This is a genomic window from Brevibacillus sp. FSL K6-0770 (assembly GCF_038000275.1).
Taxonomy (GTDB): Bacteria; Bacillota; Bacilli; order Brevibacillales; family Brevibacillaceae; genus Brevibacillus; species Brevibacillus parabrevis.
This window is the reverse complement of sequence record NZ_JBBOBQ010000001.1, coordinates 3,222,312-3,242,527: the sequence shown is the minus strand read 5'-3', so window position 1 is coordinate 3,242,527 and position 20,216 is coordinate 3,222,312. Positions and strand designations below refer to the sequence as shown.

Below are 20,216 nucleotides of genomic sequence, written 5' to 3'. Positions count from 1 at the left end.
AGGGATGAGCAGCCGTTCGATGCCTAACATGTGGGCGTCGGGCGGTTTTTTTCGTGCAGCGAGGCTCGTCCCGGTTTTTTTGTGAAAAGGATATCCGTACAACCAGCAAAGTAGTCCGTCTGGTGGTGGAACGGACTGGCGATGTTTAGTATCTTACCTTTTAGTGATAATGATATTCATTCACATATTATCATGTGTATTTCCTGCCAGATGAAGGATCGACACAAAAAGGAGAGAGACAAGCGCATGGCAAAAAATGCCTCATTTTGGTTCAAACTTGTGTTCCTCGCGGCTTTGCTCGTGACAGGATGCAGCAGCAACGGAAGCAGCGAGAAAGCAACGCTAGGGGAGCAAAGCAACCAGACAGCCACTACTGCGGCCGCGACCACGCAGGATAACACCGCAACCGCAGTCGCCTATCCGAAAACAATCAAGCATTTGGCTGGCGAAACGGTCATTCCGCAAAAGCCGTTGAAAATCGCCACGCCGTACATTGCCTTCGTGGATTATCTCGCGGTTTTGGACGAGTATCCGATCGCCGCACAAGGCGTGGCGACGATCCAGCGCAATTTTCCCGTCCTGAGCAAGCGGTTGGAAAACAAAGACATCGCGGATCTCGGCATGGAGGTCGATCTGGAAAAGCTGCTGGCGATGGCGCCGGACGTAATTATCGCGGCGAATGACATGACAGATCAATACGAAAGCTTGTCGCGGATCGCACCGACCGTCATCCTTCCCCAGGCTGGCGATTGGCGCGAGACGTTGGAACAAATCGCACAGGTCATCGGCAAGGAAGACAAGGCGAAGAGCGTCTTGGCGGATTTCGACCGCAAATCGGCGGAATACAAGGAGAAGCTGGCGTTTCGCAGTCAGGAGTCGGTCATGTTTGTGATGTACAATGAAAAAGATACGTTCACGACATGGAACGACGGACGGTTTGACCCGTTTTACGTCGGCCTCGGTCTGAAACGCGTGGATGGCAGCCAGGCGCAAGGGCAGCTTTCCATTGAAAGTCTGGCTGCTTTGAACCCGGATCATCTGTTTGTGATCAACAACTGGCAAACGCCGATCGCCGGAGGAGTCAAAGCTGCTCTGAAAGACAACAAAGTGTGGAACAGCCTGAACGCGGTGAAAAACAATCATGTGTACGAGTTGAAAGACCCGTCTTTGCCTGGCCCGATGGCGCTTGCCAAAATCCAGGGGATCGAAGACATCATGCAGGCGATGGGCCAGTAATCTCCTGACCGAATCGCGTCCGCTCTCGACGTGAACCAGCGAAAGCGCTATTGCCCAGGCAGTGGCGTTTTCGTTTTTGGCTTTTGCTTTTCGCCTATATTCGGTACACTTGTTTTAATTCAACTGGACTGGAAATGGAGTGGAACGAGCCGTGGCCAAGCAAGGAAAAACGAATGCGATGCGAATCTTGGAGAAAGAAAAGATCGAATACGCCATGCTGACCTACCAGACGGACGACGGAAAAATTGACGGAATTTCCGTGGCGCAAAAAATCGGCAGGGAAGCGGGTGTCGTCTACAAAACATTGGTTTCCCAAGGGACGAGCCGTGCTTACTACGTATTCGTCATTCCCGTGGAAGCCGAGCTGGACTTGAAAAAGGCGGCAAAAGCGGTTGGCGAGAAAAAAATCGAAATGATCCCGGTGAAGGACATTACCGCTGTAACCGGGTACGTGCGCGGCGGCTGTTCGCCCGTGGGGATGAAAAAACTGTTCACGACGATCGTCGACAGCAGCGCCGAACAGATGGGGCGGATCATCGTCAGCGGCGGACAGATCGGCATGCAGATTGAGCTGGATGTGGCTGGTTTGCTCCAAGCGACAAAAGGGCGGCTGGCTGACGTTTCCGGAGCGCCAAGTGAATAAAAGGCTCTTGTCTTGTCTGGATTTCCAAAACCTCATTGACACATCGGAATAATAGTAATAATCTAAACGGAGAAAATCTGTTACCGCCGATTGGTCAACCAAAGGCTCCTGTTCGCTACAGGGGCCTTTTTGCGTCCAAAAAAAGCGGGTAACACCAATGCCGACGGTGTAGGATTGAGGAGGAGAGACGATGGGACAAAAAAGACAGCTAAAGCTCGGAGCCATGATCCACGGGATCGGCGGCCATATGGGAGCATGGAGGCACCCGGATGTGCAGGCGGATGCGAGTGTCAGCTTCGCTTTTTACAGCCAGCAAGCGCAAAAGGTAGAGGCGGGGAAGTTTGATCTCGTCTTCGTCGCGGATGGCTTGTATATTAACGAAAAATCGCTGCCGCATTTTTTGAACCGCTTTGAGCCGATTTCGATTTTGTCGGCTTTGGCCGGGGTCACGGGAAAGATCGGATTGGTGGGCACGGTGTCGACTTCCTACAGCGAGCCGTTTACGGTAGCCCGGCAATTCGCCTCGCTCGATCTGATCAGCGGCGGCCGCGCAGGCTGGAACGTAGTCACTTCTCCCTTGGAAGGGTCAGCGAAAAATTACGGCAACAAACCGCACCCGGACCACGCCTTGCGCTACCGGATCGCCGAGGAATATTTGACGGTGGCAAAAGGACTGTGGGATTCGTGGGAGGACGACGCCTTCGTGCGGGACAAACAAACAGGCGTCTTTTTCGATCCGGCGAAAATGCATCGCCTGGATCATCAAGGGGAGTTTTTTGCTGTGCAAGGCCCGCTCAATATCGCCAGGTCCAGTCAAGGGCAACCCGTTATTTTTCAGGCAGGCTCCTCAGAAAGCGGCAAAGAGCTGGCAGCCAAGTCTGCGGACGCCGTCTTTACCGGGCAGGAAACGCTTGAGGACGCCCGGCGTTTTTATCGGGAAGTAAAAGAGCGGGCGGCAGCCTATGGCCGAAGCGAAGACGACATCCTGATTTTCCCCGGGATCAACCCGATCATCGGCAAAACGCCAGAGGAAGCCAGGCGCAAGCACGCGGAGCTTGCCAGTCTGATCGGCATTGAGCAGGCGCTGCATTATTTGGGCCGATTTTTTGACCACCATGATTTCTCCCAATATCCGCTGGACGAACCGTTTCCAGAGCTGGGCGAGGTAGGCAGCAACAGCTTCCGCAGCACGACAGACAAAATTAAGCAAAAGGCGAGGGAAGAAAACTGGACGCTGCGCCAAACCGCGCTCTACACGGCGACACCGGAAGGCGAGTTCATCGGCACTCCCGAGCATATTGCCAATCTGATTGAGCATTGGTTTTTGCAAAAAGCGGCAGACGGATTCATTGTTCAGGCGAATGTCCCGCGTGCCTTGGACGATTTCGTCGAGCTGGTTGTCCCGATTTTGCAAGAGCGAGGCTTGTTCCGCACCGAATATGAGGCGGACACGCTGCGCGGTCATCTCGGGATTTCTGTTCCCGCCAATCGCTATGCGCTGGAACAAGGCAAAAAGCCGGATGCAGCAGACGTCCATTCGTAACGCCAAAAGCATCTGCCAAAGGAAAAGAGCTAATCAGGACATGAGTCTGCGGGAGCATTTCATCCAGCACCGCAGGCTTTTTTCATGGCAAAAAAAGCTCCTTCTCGCGCCAAACGCATCAGAAGGAGCTTTTTCATCGGTGGAGAAAAGGCAAGGCGTATTCCTATTACTTGACCGTTAATTCGAGAAAGGCTTCCTGCAACAGTTCGTAAGACAGCAAGCGCTTCTGGAATGGCTTGATCGGGGTATGGATGATCAATTCCTCTACCTGATGCTTGGAAGCGATGGCCAACAGCTTTTCGCGCACCGACTCTTTTGTGCCGGCAATGACATTCGCTTCCTTTACTTCAATCGTGTAGTCCTCGTGGGATTGCTGCCCATACTCTTCCGCCTTTTTCAAACTCGTGACCGTGACGATTTTCCCGCTTTTCAGATGAATTTTGGCCACTTTGGTATCGGCGGCAAGCTGGGCGGCTTCTTCCTCGCTTGGCGCGACAATGACGGAAACAGCCAGGATCGCAAGCGGAGTGGCCCGTTTGCCTGGTCGAAACTGCTGGCGGTACGCGGCAAAGGCGGCTTGGCAAACCGTCTCGTCCTGGTTGATAAACAGCGCGAACACATACGGGACTCCGCGCTCTGCGGCAAGCTGTGCGCTGGCTACGCTCGTGCCCAGCAAGTAGATCCCGACTGGCTCATCCGGAATCGGCACTGCTTTCAAGCCGTACAGCGGATGTGCCGGATGAAGCTCGTCGTGCAGGAACAGCTCAAGCTCCGCGAGCTTTTCTTCGAGGGAGGAGCCGGATGCTCCTGGCTGCTGCTGCAACGCCTTGGTCGAGAGCGGCAGTCCACCCGGCGCGCGGCCGATCCCGAGATCGATCCGCCCCGGAGCGAGAGAAGCGAGGACGTGAAAATTTTCCGCTACTTTATAAGGACTGTAATGCTGGAGCATGACGCCGCCTGAGCCGATGCGGATGCGGCTTGTTTTGGCCAACAGATGAGCGATCAGCACCTCTGGCGATGAGCCGACGACATGATCGAGGTCGTGATGCTCCGCCACCCAGAACCGATGATAGCCCCACGCTTCCGCCTTTTGCACCAGTTCAATCGTGTGCTGGAAGGCTTCTGTTGCTGTTTCTCCTTCTTGAATCGGACTTTGATCGAGAATGCTCAAAGTAAGTGCCACGGTTTCTCTCCCCTAACGATGCGATTCTAAGGTCAAGCAAACACAAAAAGCCCCTTGCAAGCAAAAATCGCGAAGGGGCTTCTGGTGGTCCAGTCAGCTTATTTCCTTAGTTGTTTACTCGGATTTTAACGATAACGTATGCCGCTGTCAATGCAATCGTGAAAAATGCCTGCAGACCGTACGTTGAATTTACGCAGAAAAAATCCGTTGACGAAACAGATTGGGGATGATAATATCCCTAGTAATCCGATAAGAATTTAAAAAGTCATCGACCAGACCACTGGAGAGGCTTCCTGCTTGGCATCATACAGCAGGAAGTCTTTTTGTTTACCGGAGACGGAGAGAAAAAGCAGCGAGAAGATAGGGAGGGAATGGAAGTGTCTGATGGACAGGAGAAAAAAGTCGTCGTGTGGGGGCGAGAAGGTTGCTCCTATTGTGAAAATGTGAAAGCTATTTTGGAAACGAACAACCAGCTGTACGAATGGATCGATGTAGCAGGAAAAGACGTGCTGCGCGACGTTTTGGAAGTCAAGTACGGCACGCGCTTGATTCCGCTGGTGGAGATTGGCGGCGAGGGGAAATATGAAGCCTTGCTCTACAACCAGCTGGATCGGCTGGAGTCTCTCCTGGATCGTTAGTTCGTTAGTTGCTTCCTGGCCCGAACAACCGCACAAAAGACAAAAGGCAGCGGAAGCAACTTCCCATAACCGGATCGATAAGGCGACAGACCGCTTGCGGTCACATTCCTTTTCAGGAAAACGTCCCGACGTGTTTCCAAAGAAAAAGTCAGCTTGGCTAGGAGGAGATTGGATGGGAATCGGAGCGGCGGTTTGGAAGGAGCAGTCGCCGGCTGGCAGCCCGAGCGAGGCGAAAGAGGGCATGATCGCTTTTCAGCAAGTAAGCAAAACGTTCGAAAGCGGCGGCAAAACCGTCGAAGCGTTGAAAGACGTCACGCTCACGGTGGAAAAAGGCGACATTTTTGGCGTCATCGGCTTTAGCGGGGCAGGAAAAAGCACCTTGCTGCGCACCGTCAATTTGCTGGAGCGTCCCACAGCTGGCTCCGTCATTGTCGACGGAAAAGACTTGAGCAAGCTTTCGGTCAAAGAGCTGAGAAGCGTCAAGAAAAACATCGGCATGATTTTTCAGCAATTCAATCTGCTGGAGACCAAAACCGTGTTTGACAATGTAGCGATGCCGCTGGTGCTCGGCGACACGCCGAAAAAACAGATTCGCGAGCGAGTCGACGAGCTGCTGTCTTTCGTCGGTTTGACGGACAAAGCGGGCAGTTACCCGAACCAGCTCTCCGGCGGCCAGAAGCAGCGTGTCGGGATCGCCCGTGCCCTTGCGACCAACCCGTCGATTTTGTTGAGCGACGAGGCGACATCCGCACTCGACCCGCAGACGACCGAATCGATCTTGCAACTGTTGCAGCGCGTGAACAAAGAGTACAACATCACGATCTTGATGATCACGCATGAAATGAACGTCATCAAGGAGATTTGCAATCGCGTGGCCGTCATGGAGCATGGGGCGGTTGTCGAGCAAGGCAGCGTCCTCGATGTTTTTGCCAATCCGCAGACGGAAGTGGCACGCAATTTTGTCAAATCAGTCGTGCGCGATGATATTCCGCCAAGCGTGCACAAGCTGCTCGCAGCCAAACGGGGCAAGTCGAAAATTATCAAGATTCACTTCATCGGCGAAAGTACGGGACAGCCGATGCTCTCCCAGGTGGCCAAACGCTTCAACAGCGACGTGAATGTACTGTTTGGCAGCATCACAGAGCTTGCGGGCGTGCCTTTTGGCAATCTGATCGTGGAGCTTGCTGGCAACGAGGCGGACATAGCCCGCGCGTATCACTACATTCAGCAACAAAATGTGACGGTGAAGGAGATTGTTTCGTGATGGAAGTCAGTTCTGAGCAAGTTTTTCAGGCGCTGTATGAAACGGTCTACATGGTAAGTGTGTCACTGGTGTTTGCGACCGTGATCGGTTTGCCGCTCGGCATTTTGCTCGTCGTCACCAGAAAAGGGCACATTTTGGAAAATTCGGCGATCTTCTCGGCCTTGAATCCGGTGATCAACGTGCTGCGTTCTGTGCCGTTCATTATTTTGCTGGTGGCGATTATTCCGTTCACACGTCTGGTGGTGGGAACGTCCATCGGGACGACTGCGGCGATTGTTCCGCTCGTGATCTACACGGGGCCGTACATCGCCCGCTTGGTGGAAAACTCGCTGCTGGAAATCAATCCCGGCATTATTGAAGCAGCCGAGGCGATGGGAGCGACTCCGCTGCAAATCATTTTCCGCTTCCTCATTCCCGAGACGCTCGGGTCTTTGATCCTCAGCATTACGACTGCAACGATCGGACTGATTGGTGCAACGGCGATGGCCGGAGCGGTTGGCGGCGGAGGAATTGGCGACCTGGCGATTACATACGGGTACCAACGCTTCAGCACGATCACGATTGTGGCAACGGTCATCATTTTGGTCGTGCTCGTCCAGGGTATTCAATCATTGGGCAACGTGTTCGCCCGGAAAATTCGCCGAAACTAATCGAAACCTCGCAAAAGACAGGAGAGAAACCAACGATGAAAAAGCTCGCCATTTCCATACTGCTGACCCTCGTGACGATTGTCGCCGCAGGGTGCGGAAGCGCAGCAGACCAAAAAAGCTTGAAAATCGGGATTCGCGGCTCGGAATCGCGGACGTGGGAGTTCGTGAAGGAGCAGGCTGCCAAACAGGGGCTTGCCATCGAACTGGTGCAATTCAATGCCAACGTCAACCCGAATACGGTGCTGTTGGAAGGCGAGATCGACGCCAACGCTTTCCAGCACGTCGCTTTTCTCGATCAGTTCAATACGAAAAACAACTCGGAAATCGTTCCCGTCGGCTCGACGATCATCGCGCCGTTGGGCATTTACTCCGACAAGTACAAAAAAATCGAAGAAATCCCGGACGGGGCAAAAATCGCCCTGCCGAACGACGATTCCAACTGGGGCCGCTCGCTGCTTTTGCTCCAGGAAGCGGGCTTGATCAAAGTCGTTGACAACTTTGACGGCTTCGGCGGCCAAGACAAAATCAAAGAAAATCCGAAAAAGCTGGAAATCGTTCCGGTCGATCCGGCGACTACGCCGCGCGTCATGAAAGACGTGGCCGCTTCGATCATCAACAACGGGACGGCGGTCGAAGCGGGCTTTTTGCTCAAAGACTCCATTTTTCACGAAAGCAAAACCGCCAAGCCGTACATTAACGTGATCGCGACCACCAAGCAAAACGAGAACCGCGAAGAGTTGAAAAAGCTGGTCGCCGTGTACCAATCGAAAGAAGTATCGGATTTTATCACCCAGACTTACAAAGGAAACTACATTCCGACACAAGTGACGGTCGAGGAGTTGAAAAACTTCAAAGACGCGTTTAAAAGCAAGCCGTAAAGCCGTTTGAACAGCAAGGCAGCAAATTTTATGCAGGAGGAAGGGGAGCAGTGCCATGCCGCAAAAAAGACAGATTCACTTGTCCGCCTATCTGGTAGGGACCGGGATTCACGTCGCCTCCTGGCGTCTGCCGGAAGCGCGAAAAAATGCCAGCATTGACATCGAATACTACAAATATTTGGCGCAGACAGCCGAGCGGGGCAAGTTCGACATCGCATTCATCGCGGATAGCCTGGCGGTGAACGAAGACTCGCACCCGAATATTTTGAACCGTTTCGAGCCGACGACATTGCTCGCTGCCCTCGCTGGCGCGACCAGTAAAATCGGCTTGGTCGCCACAGCGTCGACCACGTATTACGAACCGTACAATCTCGCGCGCCTGTTCGCCTCCGTCGACCACATCAGCAACGGCCGCGCGGGCTGGAACATGGTGACGACCGGAGACGCTACCGGGGAAACGGGACGCAATTTCAGCCGCAATAACCACCTGGAGCACGATCACCGTTACGAGTGGGCTGAGGAGTTCATCGATGTCGTTCAAGGCTTGTGGGATTCCTGGGAAGACGACGCTTTTGTCCAGGACAAGGAAACGGGCGTCTTTTTCGACCCGAATAAGCTGCATCGACTCCATTACAAAGGGACGTACTATTCGGTCCAGGGGCCGCTGAATATCGGCCGATCGAGACAGGGGCAACCCGTTATCGTGCAGGCAGGCGCGTCTGAGCCAGGACAAAGGCTGGCAGCGCGTACCGCCGAAGTGGTCTTCTCGCATGTCAAAGATTTTGAACGCGCCAAAGCATTTTACCGCAGCTTGAAAAGCAAGCTGGCCGATTACGGTCGCACGCCTGACCAGCTGCATATTTTGCAAGGCATTTCGCCGATCGTCGCGGATACGAAGGAAGAAGCAGAAGCGATCCACCGCCGTCTGCACGACTTGCTTTTGCCGGAGCAAGGGCTGCGCTTTTTGTCCGGCTACTTGGGCAAGGTCGATTTCAGCAAATACTCGCTGGACACCCCGGCAAAAGAAGTGGAGTTCCCGCAAGACAACGGGATTCAAAGTCATTTTGAGTGGATGACAGATTTGATCCGCCAAAAAAATCCGACTTTGCGCGAGTTGTACGCCCTGCTCGAAGGCGGCCCCAATCGCGAGCTGATCGGCACGCCGGAACAAATTGCCGACGTGCTGGAAAAGTGGTTTACCCAAGGGGCGGCAGACGGCTTCATGTTTATCGCTCCAGTTTTGCCGCAAGGTTTGGAAGCTTTCGTGGACAAAGTCATCCCGCTGTTGCAGGAAAGAGGCTTGTATCGCCACGATTACGAGGGCGATACGCTGCGGGAGCATCTCGGGCTGGAAAAACCGTACAACCGCTTGGCCGTGCGCAGCCGGGCATTAAGCAAAGTCGAGTCCTGAACGTAGCAGCAGGTCAGGTGACAGAAGAAAGGAGAGGTTCAGGATGAGCACAGAAACGCAGGAGCTGACACGAACCGATTGGGAGCAGAAGCTGATCGCGATTCGCAGACAGTTGCATCAATACCCGGAAGTGGCCTACGAAGAATTTGAAACGACCCGTTCGATTCGGGAGTGGCTAACAGAAGCGGGGATTCGCCTGATCGAGCTGCCGCTGGCAACAGGCGTCGTGGCGGAAATCGGGGGCAAAAACGCTGGCCCTGTGATCGCCCTGCGCGCCGACATCGACGCGTTGCCGATTCAGGAGGAGACGGGGCTGCCCTATGCCTCAACCATCGTCGGAAACATGCACGCTTGCGGGCACGACTTTCACACCGCCGTCATCCTGGGCGCTGCTTTTTTGCTAAAGCAGCAGGAGGAAAAGTTGCCCGGAACGGTGCGTCTGCTGTTTCAGCCGGCAGAAGAAAAAGGTACGGGAGCGGCGCTTTTGATAGAAAAGGGCGCTTTGGACGGCGTGACGGCGATTTTCGGGCTGCACAACAAGCCTGATCTGGAAGTCGGGAGCGTCGGGATCAAGCCGGGAGCGTTGATGGCGAGTGTCGATGGCTTCGATATCGAGGTGGAAGGGCTTGGTACGCATGCGGCAATTCCTCACGCCGGAATCGATCCGATTGTCGCCGCATCGCAGATCGTGACCGCGCTGCAATCGATTGTCAGCCGCAACGTCAGCCCGCTGGAAAATGCGGTCGTCAGCGTGACGACGATCCACGGAGGGACGACCTGGAACGTGATCCCGGATAAGGTCGCTCTCGGCGGCACAGTCCGCACGTTTCAGGAGGAAGTCCGGCAGAAAATCCCGGGGCGCATTCGGGCGATCATCGAGGGAGTCGCTGCGGCATACGGGGCGAAAGTGAGCCTGCGCTGGTTCAAAGGCCCGCCTTCCGTGCAAAACGACGGCCCTTTGACCAAACTGGCGGCCGAAACAGCGGAGAAGCTCGGCTTGCAAGTCGTCACGCCTGAGCCGTCCGCCGCAGGGGAAGATTTCGCCTATTATCAGCAAAAAATTCCCGGCGTGTTCGTTTTCGTCGGAACATCCGGGACAAACGAATGGCATCATCCCGGATTTACCGTAGATGAACGGGCGATTGCGATCAGCGCGAACTATTTTGCCGAGCTGGCCTGGCGTGCTCTGAAAGGCGGGTGAGAGTAGCAGATGATCCACATTAGCAACTTGAGCAAATCATACAAAACCGCCAAAGGCGTCATTCCCGTTTTGCAAAACATCGATCTGTTCATCCCCAAGGGCGACATCTTCGGAATCATCGGCTTTTCCGGGGCGGGCAAATCGACCTTGATCCGTTGCTTGAATCGGCTGGAAGAGCCGGATTCGGGCACCATCGAGATCGGGGGAAAAGTGATTACCGATTTGCCGGAGAAGGAGCTGCGGCAGGCGCGGCAAAAAATCGGCATGATTTTTCAGCAATTCAACCTGCTTGACGCGCGCACCGTTTTTCAAAATGTCGCTTTTCCGCTGGAGGTGGCGGGGCATCCGAAGCCGTTCATCCGCGCCCGGGTCCGAGAAATTCTCGACCTGGTGCAGCTTGGCGACAAGGAGAACGTCTATCCGTTTCAGTTGAGCGGCGGGCAAAAGCAGCGCGTCGGCATCGCCCGCGCGCTCGTCAACCAGCCTGATCTGTTGCTCAGCGACGAAGCGACATCCGCTCTCGATCCGCAGACGACTTATTCCATCCTGGAGCTTTTGCGCGAGATCAACCGCCAGCTCAAGCTGACGATCGTGCTCATTACCCACGAGCTGGACGTACTCCAGCATGTGTGCAACAACATGGCGGTAATTGAAAATGGCCAGATCGTCGAAACCGGGACGGTGGAGAAATTTTTCCTCAACCCGGAAAGCGACACGGCGAAGCGCTTCGTCCATATTATCGATCATTACCGGGAGAAGCGGAGCGTAATGGAAGGAGTCGGGGCAGGCATATGAACAACGATCTGATTGACTTGCTCTGGGAAGGGCTATTGGAGACGCTTTACATGGTTTTTTGGTCGTCTTTGTTTGCGCTCGCGATGGGCGTCGTGCTTGGGGTCACGCTGGTTGTTACCGACAAAGGAGGCATTCTCGAAGCGCCGAAGCTGAACAAGGTCATCAGTACCGTAATTAACGGTGTCCGCTCTCTTCCATTGATCATTTTGATCGTCCTGCTGTTGCCTTTGTCGCGCCTGATCGTCGGTACGACGCTTGGGCCAACGGCGGCGATTGTCTCCTTGTCGATCGGTGCCGCTCCTTTTCTCGGACGAATTATCGAAAGCGCGTTGAAAGAAGTGAGCGCCGGGAAGATTGAGGCCGCCAAGGCGGTCGGGGCTACTCCGTTCACGATCATTTTTCGCGTGCTGATTCCCGAGGCGATGCCAGCCCTCGTGCGCGGAATTACGATCGGAATTATCGGGATCACCGAGTTTACGGCCGTAGCAGGGGCGATTGGGGCAGGCGGGCTTGGCAGCCTGGCGATCCGTTTCGGCTATCAGCGCTTTCGCGAGGATGTGCTGATCGCCACGGTCCTGCTCATTATTTTGCTCGTGCAAATCATTCAATGGTCGGGCGATTTGCTCGTCAAATCGATCAACAAGAAGCGGTACAAATTCGAATAAAGCCAGCGTGAGCGAAAAAAATCAGAGATTCATCACTAGAGGAGTGGAACGTATGAGAAAAAAAGGTCTTGGGGTCATTTTTAGTGTACTTGTCGCATTCAGCATGGTAGCAGCAGGGTGCGGCTCAGGTTCCGGTTCCGGCGCATCGGGCAGCCAGTCGTCCAGTTCGGCTCCCGCAGCACCAGCCCAGTCCGGCTCCGGGCAGGCGGCAGAACCAGCCAAAGAAGTCACCTTGAAGGTTGGCGCAGCCCCTGTCCCGCACGCGGAAATTTTGGAGTTCGTGAAGCCAAAGCTGAAAGAGCAGGGCGTGAATTTGGAAGTCGTCGTTCTCGATGACGAGGGACAGCTGAATCCGGCTTTGCAAGACAAGCAGATTGACGCGAACTTTTTCCAGCACGTCCCGTATTTGGATTCGATCAAAACCGAAAAAGGCTATGACTTTGCGGTGACGACAAAAGTTCACGTAGAACCGATCGGATTTTACTCTGACAAGCTCAAATCCAAGGACGAGATTCAGGAAGGGGCGAAGATCGGCATTCCGAACAACCCGTCCAACGAATACCGCGCGTTGATCTTGTTGCAGGAACAAGGCTGGATCAAGCTGAAAGACGGTCTGACAACCTATCAGGCGACGCCAAAGGATATCGCGGAGAATCCGAAAAAACTGGAGTTCATCGAAGCGGAAGCGTCCACATTGCCGCGAGTTTTGCCCGACCTCGCTGGCGCGGTGATCAATACAAACGTCGTGCTGGAAGCGAAAATCGATCCGAAGAGCGCTCTGTTCCGGGAAGGGGCGAACTCGCCATACGCCAACGTGATTACGGTTCGCAAAGGCGACGAAAACCGGGACGAGATCAAAAAGCTGGATGCCGTTCTTACTTCACCTGAGGTCAAAAAGTTCATCGAAGACAAATACGGTGTCGCTGTCGTTCCCGCTTTTTAACTGGTCCGGGAGAAGGGAGCAAGTCGACCATGAAGGAAAATCAGCGAGCAAAAGCCATTCGCATCCGCGATGCACGAGGCGAGGATCAGGAGCAGATCAAACAGCATTTGCTCGAAGCGTACACGCAGTACGAGCAGCTGCTGTCGGTAGAGCGATGGACGCGCTACAAGCAGGAGATCGAAGAATCCGCGCAAGGACGCCAGACGATTGCTTTTCTTGTTGCAGACTGGGGCGATGAAATCGTCGGCAGCGTCCAGTTGTTCGCTTCGGCACAGTCGGCCTACAATCGGCCTGAGCTGGAAATTCATACGCCGATCATCCGGTTTCTGGCCGTATCGCCAAAAGCGAGAGGAAACAGAATCGCCGAACGGCTGATCGAGGAAGTCGTCCGGCGCTCCCGCGACCTGGGAGCTGCGACCTTGCACCTGCACACGACAGACATGATGGCGGCGGCCGTCAAGCTGTACGAGCGGCTCGGATTCGCTCGTGCAGTCGAGAAAGACTTTTTCAACGGAGAAACACACGTCAAAAGCTACTGGCTGCGGCTGGACGAGGCGAGGGTGGGCTGACGCAGGCAAGCTGAGCAACCAACATAGCGTGTTAGGGAGCGAGTGCTTCGTATCCGGCACCAAATAGCGTGCCAAGGAGTCTTACTCCCAGCCAACACCAAATAGCGCGAAGCTGCGATTATCCCCCATCCCGCACATATGAAAGCCCTGATGAGCGAAAGTCGTCATCAGGGCTGTTTTCTTGCCTGTCCCGTTGCGTGGGTCAGCTGTACTTGCTCAGCACATCGAAAAATTCCTTTAAAAAGTGGTAAAACAGCTTTTCCGAAGGGGGCAGCTCCCGGTTGTTCGGGATGATGATGCCGACCGTACGCTGGACGAGCGGCTCGCTGATCGGAATTTTGACAGTCTCGCGCGGCACGTTATCCGTCAAGGTCAGCTCAGGCAAAAGCGTGACGCCAAGCCCCGCAGCGACGAGTCCCTTGATCGCGTCAATATCCTCCCCTTCGAAGGCGACTTTGGGAGCGAAGCCCATTTGCGAACAGGCGTTGACCGCGATATTTCGCAAAATAAAACCGGGCGGGAACAGGACGAACGTATCTTCCTGAAGCTGATTCAGTCGCAAATTCGGCTGTTTGGCGAGCGGGTGTCTCGCGGGCAGCAGCGCGACGATGTTTTCGGCGAAAAAAATATGGCTGCGCACGTTTTTTTCCTGGGTCGGAACCGGGCCGAGAAAAGCCAGGTCGATCTCGCCGTTGATGACGGAGTCGATCAGCCCCTGATAAGAGCCTTGCTTCAACTGAAAGCCGATATCCGGGTACCTTGCGCGAAAGCCGGAAATGACCGTTGGCAGCGGATTGGCAGCCAGACTGCTCGTAAACCCGACGCGGATCGTCCCGCGCTCCGGATCGAGAAATTCGTCAATCTTTTGCTTGGCTTTTTCGATTTCGCTCACAGCCATTTCCATGTGTTGCAAAAAGATTCTGCCTACGGCTGTCAGCTTGACGTTGCGGCCTTCGCGGATAAACAGGGAGACGCCAAGCTCTTCCTCCAGATTGGCGATCTGCCGGCTCAGCGCAGATTGGGCCACGTGCAAGTTGTGCGAAGCTTCGGTGAAATGCTCGCGTTTGGCTACTTCAATGAAGTATTGAATCTGTCGAAGCTCCATGAAGACCCCCCCATTCCCGATCAATCTCGTTTTGAGATTAATATTGAGTAAATTATATATTGTTTGTATCGGTTCACTCAATCTAAAATTGAGTTAACAGAGAGAGCAAGGGAGTGGAGACAAATGACGAGAAATGGAATGCCTGCGAAGCAAGGTTTATACGATCCGATGTTCGAGCACGACGCTTGTGGAATCGGTTTTATTGCCAATTTGAAAGCAAAAGCCACACATGAGATGGTGCAAAACGGCTTGAAAATTCTTTGCCAGCTGGAGCATCGCGGCGGGCAAGGCAGCGATCCGGAAACGGGTGACGGAGCCGGAATTTTGACGCAAATTCCGCACGCCTTTTTCAAAAAAGCCTGTAAGGAGTTGGGCTTCCAGCTTCCGGCGCAAGGCAAGTACGGCGTGGGCATGCTGTTTATGCCGATGGATGAACAGCTGCGCGAGCAATACGAAGCGAAACTGGCCGCCATTATTGCGGCAGAAGGTCAAAAGCTGCTTGGCTTCCGCACGGTGCCCGTCGATGGGACGAAGATCGGCAAAACGGCCGCAGCCAGCCAGCCTTTTGTCCGTCAGGTGTTTATCGGAGCGAGTGCTGATTTAGCTGACCAGATGGCGTTTGAACGGAAGCTGTACGTCATTCGCAAGCAGATGGAGCAAGCGGCAGGCGAAGGCTTCTACGCAGCGTCCATGTCTTCTCGCACCATCGTCTACAAAGGACTGTTGACCCCAGGACAGCTTGACGCATTTTACCTTGATTTGCAAGAAGATTCGTACATTTCTACTTTTTCCGTGGTGCACTCGCGATTCAGCACGAACACCTTTCCGACGTGGGAGAGAGCGCACCCGAACCGCTATCTGATCCACAATGGGGAAATCAACACGTTGCAGGGCAATGTGAACTGGATGATGGCCCGCGAAAAAATGTTCGAGTCGGCTCTGTTTGGACGCGATCTGGAAAAAGTGGTTCCCGTCATTGATATGCAAGGAAGCGACTCGGCTATCCTCGACAACTGCGTGGAATTTTTCTCGCTGGCTGGCAGATCGTTGCCGCACGTCGCGATGATGATGATTCCCGAACCGTGGGATCAGGATGAGCAGATGGATGAACATAAAAAAGCTTTTTACGAATACCACAGCTGCCTGATGGAACCGTGGGATGGCCCGACCGCCATTTCCTTTACCGATGGCAGACAAATCGGGGCGATCCTCGACCGGAACGGCTTGCGCCCGGCGAGATACTACGTAACGACAGATGACACGATCATTTTCTCGTCGGAAGTAGGCGTACTCGAAGTACCGGAAGAAAAAATCGTGCAAAAAGGACGCCTCAGCCCTGGCCGCATGCTGCTCGTCGATCTGGAGGAAGGCCGCATCGTTTCGGATGAAGAGATCAAGCGGCAAATCGCCAGCGAACAGCCGTACCGCGACTGGGTAAAAACGCAATTGCAGCCGCTGGAACAACTGCCGGCAGCAGGCACTCCCGACGATCTGGCAGGTCAAGAACTGCTGGCGCGCCAAAAGGCATTTGGCTACACGCAGGAAGAGCTGGACAAAATGCTGGCGCCGATGGTCGCAGAACAAAAAGACCCGATCGGCTCGATGGGCGTCGACACGCCGCTCGCTGTGCTGTCAGACCGTCCGCAGCTGCTGTATCATTACTTTAAACAATCGTTCGCGCAAGTTACGAATCCGCCAATCGATTCGCTGCGCGAGGCTTGTGTCACATCGACCCATACGGTTCTCGGGGCGGAAGGCAATCTGTTGGCACCGACCGCAGCCAATTGCCGCAGAATCCGTTTGAGCAATCCGCTTTTGTCCAATCAGCAGCTGGCACAGCTTCGCGCCAATCCGTACCAGGAGTTCAAGGCGAGGACGTTGCCGATTCTTTTCAAGGCAGACGGCGGAGATCGCGCGCTGGAGGAAGCGCTGGAAGGCTTGTTTGCCGAAGCGGACGAGGCAATTGCAGCTGGATACACCTTGTTGATCTTGTCTGACCGCGGCTTGAACGCCGACTGGGCGGCGATTCCGGCTTTGCTTGCTGCAAGCGGCTTGCATCACCATCTGGTACGCCAGGGAACCCGCACGAAAGCCAGCCTGATCGTCGAATCGGGCGAACCGCGCGACGTGCATCAATTCGCCATGCTGATCGGCTACGGCGCGGATGCTGTCAACCCGTACGTTGCGATTGCCTCCGTGCTCGACCTGATCACTGCTGGCAAGCTGAAAGAAGTGACGGCCGAGGAAGCGATTGAGGCTTACTTGCAAACGGCGATCGAAGGCGTCGTCAAGGTCATGTCGAAAATGGGCATTTCCACGATCCAAAGCTATCGCGGCGCGCAAATTTTTGAAGCGGTCGGCATTCATTCCGCTGTCATCGACCGTTACTTTACCCGCACGCCTTCGCAAATCTCGGGCATCTCGCTCGATGTGATCGCCCAGGAGACGCTGCTCCGCCACGCGCAAGCCTTTTCGCCAGAACATTCCGAAGAAAAGCTCGACGCAGGCAGCGACTTCCAATTCCGGCGCGACGGCGAGTATCATCTGTTCAATCCGAAAACCGTGCACGCTTTGCAAAAAGCATGCCGCGAAGGCAGCTACGAGCAGTACAAAATTTACGCCGAAATGGCGGGGGAGCAGCCGTTTTCCGCTTTGCGCCACCTGCTCGATTTCCGATCGGATCGCAAGCCGATTCCGTTGAATGAAGTCGAATCGGTAGACTCGATTGTCCACCGCTTCAAAACGGGCGCGATGTCCTATGGCTCGCTGAGCAAGGAAGCGCACGAGACGCTGGCGATTGCCATGAACCGTCTGGGAGCGAAAAGCAACAGCGGTGAAGGGGGAGAAGACCCGACCCGTTACACGACGGATGAAAACGGAGACTTGCGCCGCAGCGCCATCAAGCAGGTCGCTTCCGGACGATTTGGCGTATCCAGCCACTATTTGGTCAATGCTTCCGAAATCCAGATCAAAATGGCGCAAGGAGCGAAGCCAGGGGAAGGCGGACAGCTTCCAGGCAGCAAGGTGTACCCGTGGATTGCCGAAGTGCGCGGCTCGACGCCAGGTGTCGGACTGATTTCGCCGCCGCCTCACCACGACATTTACTCGATTGAGGATCTCGCGCAACTGATTTTCGACTTGAAAAACGCCAATCCGCGCGCTCGCATCAGCGTGAAGCTCGTGTCCAAGGCAGGCGTCGGAACGATTGCCGCCGGGGTGGCAAAAGGCTTGGCAGACGTCATTGTCATCAGCGGTCACGACGGAGGGACAGGGGCCTCGCCGAAATCGAGCATCAAGCACGCTGGCTTGCCGTGGGAGCTGGGCTTGGCGGAAACGCATCAGACGCTGTTGCTCAACCAGCTGCGAGATCGCGTCGTGCTGGAGACAGACGGCAAGCTCATGACCGGCCGCGACGTCGTCATCGCTGCCTTGCTCGGAGCGGAAGAGTTCGGTTTCGCGACGGCTCCGCTCGTCTCCATCGGTTGTGTCATGGCCCGTGTTTGCCATCTCGATACGTGCCCGGTCGGGGTTGCCACGCAAAACCCCGAGCTGCGCAAACGTTTCAAGGGCGATCCGCAGCACGCCGTCAACTTCATGCGCCTCGTCGCTCGCGAAGTGCGCGAAATCATGGCCCAGCTCGGTTTCCGCTCCATCGAAGCGATGATTGGCCAGAGCCAGATTCTCACCGTAAGCGAAAGAACGAAAGCGCACTGGAAAGCGAAACATATCGACCTGTCCGCACTTTTGTTCCAGCCAGCCGTCTCCGCCGAGGTCGGCAGATACCATCGGCGCAACCAAGATCACAAGCTGGAGGAGACGCTGGATCGCCAAAGCTTGCTCGCATTGTGCAAGCCAGCGCTGGAAAAACAAAAACACATCCAGGCAAGACTGCCGATCAGCAACACAAACCGCGTCGTCGGGACGATCCTTGGCAGCGAAGTGACGAGAAGATACGGTCTGCACGGCTTGCCGGAAGATACGATTCGCCTGGACTTCTACGGTTCGGCTGGTCAAAGCTTTGGCGCATTCGTTCCGCGCGGCATTACGTTGCAACTGGAAGGCGATGCGAACGACTACGTCGGCAAAGGGCTGTCTGGCGGAAAAATCGTCGTCGCGCCAGCGAAAAAGAGCCTTTTTGCCCCTGAGCGCAACATGATCATCGGAAACGTCGCCTTCTACGGCGCGACCTCTGGCGAAGCGTACATCAACGGCCTGGCGGGCGAGCGATTCTGCGTGAGAAACAGTGGTGTCACCGCCGTCGTCGAAGGTGTCGGCGACCATGGCTGCGAGTATATGACCGGAGGACGTGTCGTGGTGCTCGGTCAGGTCGGCAAAAACTTTGCGGCGGGCATGTCGGGCGGAACCGCCTACGTGCTGGCAGAAGACAAAGCGGCTTTTGCGGCAACTTGCAATCAGGAAATGGTTCTTTTGGAAAAGCTGGACGACCAGAGCGAGATTGCCGCTGTCAAAAAACTGCTGGAAAATCACCTTGCTTTCACAGGAAGTCCGCTGGCAAAAGCACTCTTGGATCAATGGCAGCAAACCGTCGCCAAGTTCGTCAAAGTAATTCCAAAGGACTACAAGCAAATCGTCTCGACGATGGAAGAGCTGGAGAAATCCGGAATGAAGCGCCAGGAAGCGATCTTGGCCGCATTCGAAATGAACCAAAAGAAGAGCGAACAAAAAGCAAAAGCACCGAAAAAAAAGGAGCCTGAGCAAGTCGGCGTGTCGGTAGGGCAATAAATTCGCTCCGGCAATAAATTCGCTCTGGCAATAAATAGGAAGGAAAGCGGCAACTCGGGAGACGGGTTGCCGTTTTTGGCTTTTCATTTTGAGAAAAAAGAACCGGAACGAGTGCACTTTTAAGGTCTAATGTCCTATGAATGTGGTTTCTATATTTGTCGATTTTTATAGAGTGTGTAAAAATATCCAAAGAAAGGGAATTGATTGATGAAAGCACCACTCTCGATTAAAATCATCCAGGGATTTATGCTCTTGCAAATTTTTGTCCTGGTAAGCCTGTACGTAATCGTGGAACTGGCCGATCCGATGAACCTCAGCCATTGGGCGAGCAAAATCGTCTTTCGAATGGTCGATATGCCACAGGACATGCTGGAGCAAAGCTATGTATTGGGCAGGTTAAAAGGCATGTTGATGTTTCCGTTATTTTTCACGTCTCTGCTCGCGCTTTTTATCAAACTGCGAATGTTGAAAACGTCAATCGGGTGCATCATTTTGATCATGTTGCTGGATGTAAGTAAAGGAACGTTTTTGGTTGCCATCGTCTATTTGGTTATTTTATTGGTGCTGCTCAACAACAAGCAAGCGAAAGTGTATTTTCAGCAGAAGCGAAAAACCAAGGCGGCCGAAGCTGCATAAATGCGCATAAAAACAGGACATTCTTCCAAGAGCTGCTGGAGGGAATGTCCTGTTTCATTATATATGCGATATCTCTTGCTACACCCTGAGCAAATCCCTCCTCCCTCCCTGGT

At 54.4% G+C, this 20,216-nt stretch carries 17 protein-coding genes; 15 read left to right on the top strand and 2 right to left on the bottom strand.

Annotation, left to right across the window (positions count from 1 at the left end):
* Window positions 1-246 precede the first annotated feature (246 nt).
* From NST23_RS15015 to NST23_RS15005, 3 genes are all read left to right on the top strand, one after another.
* Window positions 247-1,236, top strand: coding sequence for an ABC transporter substrate-binding protein (locus NST23_RS15015; RefSeq protein ID WP_340964016.1), 990 nt, complete (start codon window positions 247-249; stop codon window positions 1,234-1,236).
* Between the two features lie 178 nt (window positions 1,237-1,414).
* Window positions 1,415-1,879 (top strand): Cys-tRNA(Pro) deacylase, encoded by a 465-nt coding sequence (ybaK, locus tag NST23_RS15010; RefSeq protein ID WP_122965498.1) that lies wholly within the window; start codon window positions 1,415-1,417, stop codon window positions 1,877-1,879.
* 190 nt (window positions 1,880-2,069) lie between these two features.
* Window positions 2,070-3,422: an LLM class flavin-dependent oxidoreductase gene (locus NST23_RS15005; RefSeq protein WP_173596596.1), complete on the top strand. Its 1,353-nt coding sequence runs from the start codon at window positions 2,070-2,072 to the stop codon at window positions 3,420-3,422.
* A 166-nt stretch (window positions 3,423-3,588) separates the two neighbouring features.
* Here NST23_RS15005 and NST23_RS15000 read toward each other — a convergent pair whose 3' ends face one another.
* Window positions 3,589-4,605 (bottom strand): MsnO8 family LLM class oxidoreductase, encoded by a 1,017-nt coding sequence (locus tag NST23_RS15000; protein WP_173596597.1) that lies wholly within the window; start codon window positions 4,603-4,605, stop codon window positions 3,589-3,591.
* 377 nt (window positions 4,606-4,982) lie between these two features.
* Between NST23_RS15000 and NST23_RS14995 the strand changes: the two genes are divergently transcribed.
* From NST23_RS14995 to NST23_RS14950, 10 genes are all read left to right on the top strand, one after another.
* Window positions 4,983-5,243 carry a glutaredoxin family protein gene (locus NST23_RS14995; protein WP_233454211.1) on the top strand — a complete coding sequence of 87 codons (261 nt, stop codon included), beginning with the start codon at window positions 4,983-4,985 and terminating at the stop codon, window positions 5,241-5,243.
* Window positions 5,244-5,484: 241 nt separating this feature from the next.
* The gene (locus tag NST23_RS14990) at window positions 5,485-6,507 is read left to right on the top strand and encodes a methionine ABC transporter ATP-binding protein (RefSeq protein WP_141254259.1); all 1,023 of its coding nucleotides are present in this window, start codon (window positions 5,485-5,487) and stop codon (window positions 6,505-6,507) included.
* Window positions 6,507-7,157 carry a methionine ABC transporter permease gene (locus NST23_RS14985; RefSeq protein ID WP_122965447.1) on the top strand — a complete coding sequence of 217 codons (651 nt, stop codon included), beginning with the start codon at window positions 6,507-6,509 and terminating at the stop codon, window positions 7,155-7,157. Before NST23_RS14990 ends, NST23_RS14985 begins: the two co-directional genes overlap by 1 nt.
* 35 nt (window positions 7,158-7,192) lie before the next feature.
* Window positions 7,193-8,035: a MetQ/NlpA family ABC transporter substrate-binding protein gene (locus tag NST23_RS14980; RefSeq protein ID WP_122965448.1), complete on the top strand. Its 843-nt coding sequence runs from the start codon at window positions 7,193-7,195 to the stop codon at window positions 8,033-8,035.
* 55 nt (window positions 8,036-8,090) lie between these two features.
* On the top strand, window positions 8,091-9,446 hold the full coding sequence (locus tag NST23_RS14975; protein WP_173596598.1) for an LLM class flavin-dependent oxidoreductase: 1,356 nt from the start codon (window positions 8,091-8,093) through the stop codon (window positions 9,444-9,446).
* 43 nt (window positions 9,447-9,489) lie between these two features.
* Entirely contained in the window at window positions 9,490-10,647 is a 1,158-nt protein-coding gene (locus tag NST23_RS14970; protein WP_173596599.1) for a M20 peptidase aminoacylase family protein, read from the top strand.
* A 9-nt stretch (window positions 10,648-10,656) separates the two neighbouring features.
* Window positions 10,657-11,442 (top strand): methionine ABC transporter ATP-binding protein, encoded by a 786-nt coding sequence (locus tag NST23_RS14965; protein ID WP_173596600.1) that lies wholly within the window; start codon window positions 10,657-10,659, stop codon window positions 11,440-11,442.
* Entirely contained in the window at window positions 11,439-12,107 is a 669-nt protein-coding gene (locus NST23_RS14960) for a methionine ABC transporter permease (RefSeq protein WP_122965452.1), read from the top strand. Before NST23_RS14965 ends, NST23_RS14960 begins: the two co-directional genes overlap by 4 nt.
* A gap of 52 nt (window positions 12,108-12,159) precedes the next feature.
* Window positions 12,160-13,050: a MetQ/NlpA family ABC transporter substrate-binding protein gene (locus NST23_RS14955; protein ID WP_122965453.1), complete on the top strand. Its 891-nt coding sequence runs from the start codon at window positions 12,160-12,162 to the stop codon at window positions 13,048-13,050.
* 29 nt (window positions 13,051-13,079) lie between these two features.
* Window positions 13,080-13,619 (top strand): GNAT family N-acetyltransferase, encoded by a 540-nt coding sequence (locus NST23_RS14950; RefSeq protein ID WP_173596601.1) that lies wholly within the window; start codon window positions 13,080-13,082, stop codon window positions 13,617-13,619.
* A gap of 202 nt (window positions 13,620-13,821) precedes the next feature.
* Here NST23_RS14950 and NST23_RS14945 read toward each other — a convergent pair whose 3' ends face one another.
* Window positions 13,822-14,724, bottom strand: a complete 903-nt coding sequence (locus NST23_RS14945; RefSeq protein ID WP_122965455.1) for a LysR family transcriptional regulator — start codon at window positions 14,722-14,724, stop codon at window positions 13,822-13,824.
* 123 nt (window positions 14,725-14,847) lie between these two features.
* On the opposite strand from NST23_RS14945, the gene gltB reads away from it, so the two are divergent.
* The gene (gene gltB, locus NST23_RS14940) at window positions 14,848-19,467 is read left to right on the top strand and encodes a glutamate synthase large subunit (RefSeq protein WP_173596602.1); all 4,620 of its coding nucleotides are present in this window, start codon (window positions 14,848-14,850) and stop codon (window positions 19,465-19,467) included.
* A 207-nt stretch (window positions 19,468-19,674) separates the two neighbouring features.
* Window positions 19,675-20,103: a hypothetical protein gene (locus tag NST23_RS14935; RefSeq protein ID WP_173596603.1), complete on the top strand. Its 429-nt coding sequence runs from the start codon at window positions 19,675-19,677 to the stop codon at window positions 20,101-20,103.
* Window positions 20,104-20,216: the final 113 nt, after the last annotated feature.

What these genes read in the sequence shown, in the direction of transcription:
- gltB (WP_173596602.1), top strand. Translation starts at nt 14,848, where the DNA reads ATGACGAGAAATGGAATGCCTGCGAAGCAAGGTTTATACGATCCGATG.
- NST23_RS15005 (WP_173596596.1), top strand. Translation starts at nt 2,070, where the DNA reads ATGGGACAAAAAAGACAGCTAAAGCTCGGAGCCATGATCCACGGGATC.
- NST23_RS14935 (WP_173596603.1), top strand. Translation starts at nt 19,675, where the DNA reads ATGAAAGCACCACTCTCGATTAAAATCATCCAGGGATTTATGCTCTTG.
- NST23_RS14965 (WP_173596600.1), top strand. Translation starts at nt 10,657, where the DNA reads ATGATCCACATTAGCAACTTGAGCAAATCATACAAAACCGCCAAAGGC.
- NST23_RS15015 (WP_340964016.1), top strand. Translation starts at nt 247, where the DNA reads ATGGCAAAAAATGCCTCATTTTGGTTCAAACTTGTGTTCCTCGCGGCT.
- NST23_RS14960 (WP_122965452.1), top strand. Translation starts at nt 11,439, where the DNA reads ATGAACAACGATCTGATTGACTTGCTCTGGGAAGGGCTATTGGAGACG.
- ybaK (WP_122965498.1), top strand. Translation starts at nt 1,415, where the DNA reads ATGCGAATCTTGGAGAAAGAAAAGATCGAATACGCCATGCTGACCTAC.
- NST23_RS14985 (WP_122965447.1), top strand. Translation starts at nt 6,507, where the DNA reads ATGGAAGTCAGTTCTGAGCAAGTTTTTCAGGCGCTGTATGAAACGGTC.
- NST23_RS14945 (WP_122965455.1), bottom strand. Translation starts at nt 14,724, where the DNA reads ATGGAGCTTCGACAGATTCAATACTTCATTGAAGTAGCCAAACGCGAG.
- NST23_RS14955 (WP_122965453.1), top strand. Translation starts at nt 12,160, where the DNA reads ATGAGAAAAAAAGGTCTTGGGGTCATTTTTAGTGTACTTGTCGCATTC.
- NST23_RS14980 (WP_122965448.1), top strand. Translation starts at nt 7,193, where the DNA reads ATGAAAAAGCTCGCCATTTCCATACTGCTGACCCTCGTGACGATTGTC.
- NST23_RS14990 (WP_141254259.1), top strand. Translation starts at nt 5,485, where the DNA reads ATGATCGCTTTTCAGCAAGTAAGCAAAACGTTCGAAAGCGGCGGCAAA.
- NST23_RS14975 (WP_173596598.1), top strand. Translation starts at nt 8,091, where the DNA reads ATGCCGCAAAAAAGACAGATTCACTTGTCCGCCTATCTGGTAGGGACC.
- NST23_RS14970 (WP_173596599.1), top strand. Translation starts at nt 9,490, where the DNA reads ATGAGCACAGAAACGCAGGAGCTGACACGAACCGATTGGGAGCAGAAG.
- NST23_RS14950 (WP_173596601.1), top strand. Translation starts at nt 13,080, where the DNA reads ATGAAGGAAAATCAGCGAGCAAAAGCCATTCGCATCCGCGATGCACGA.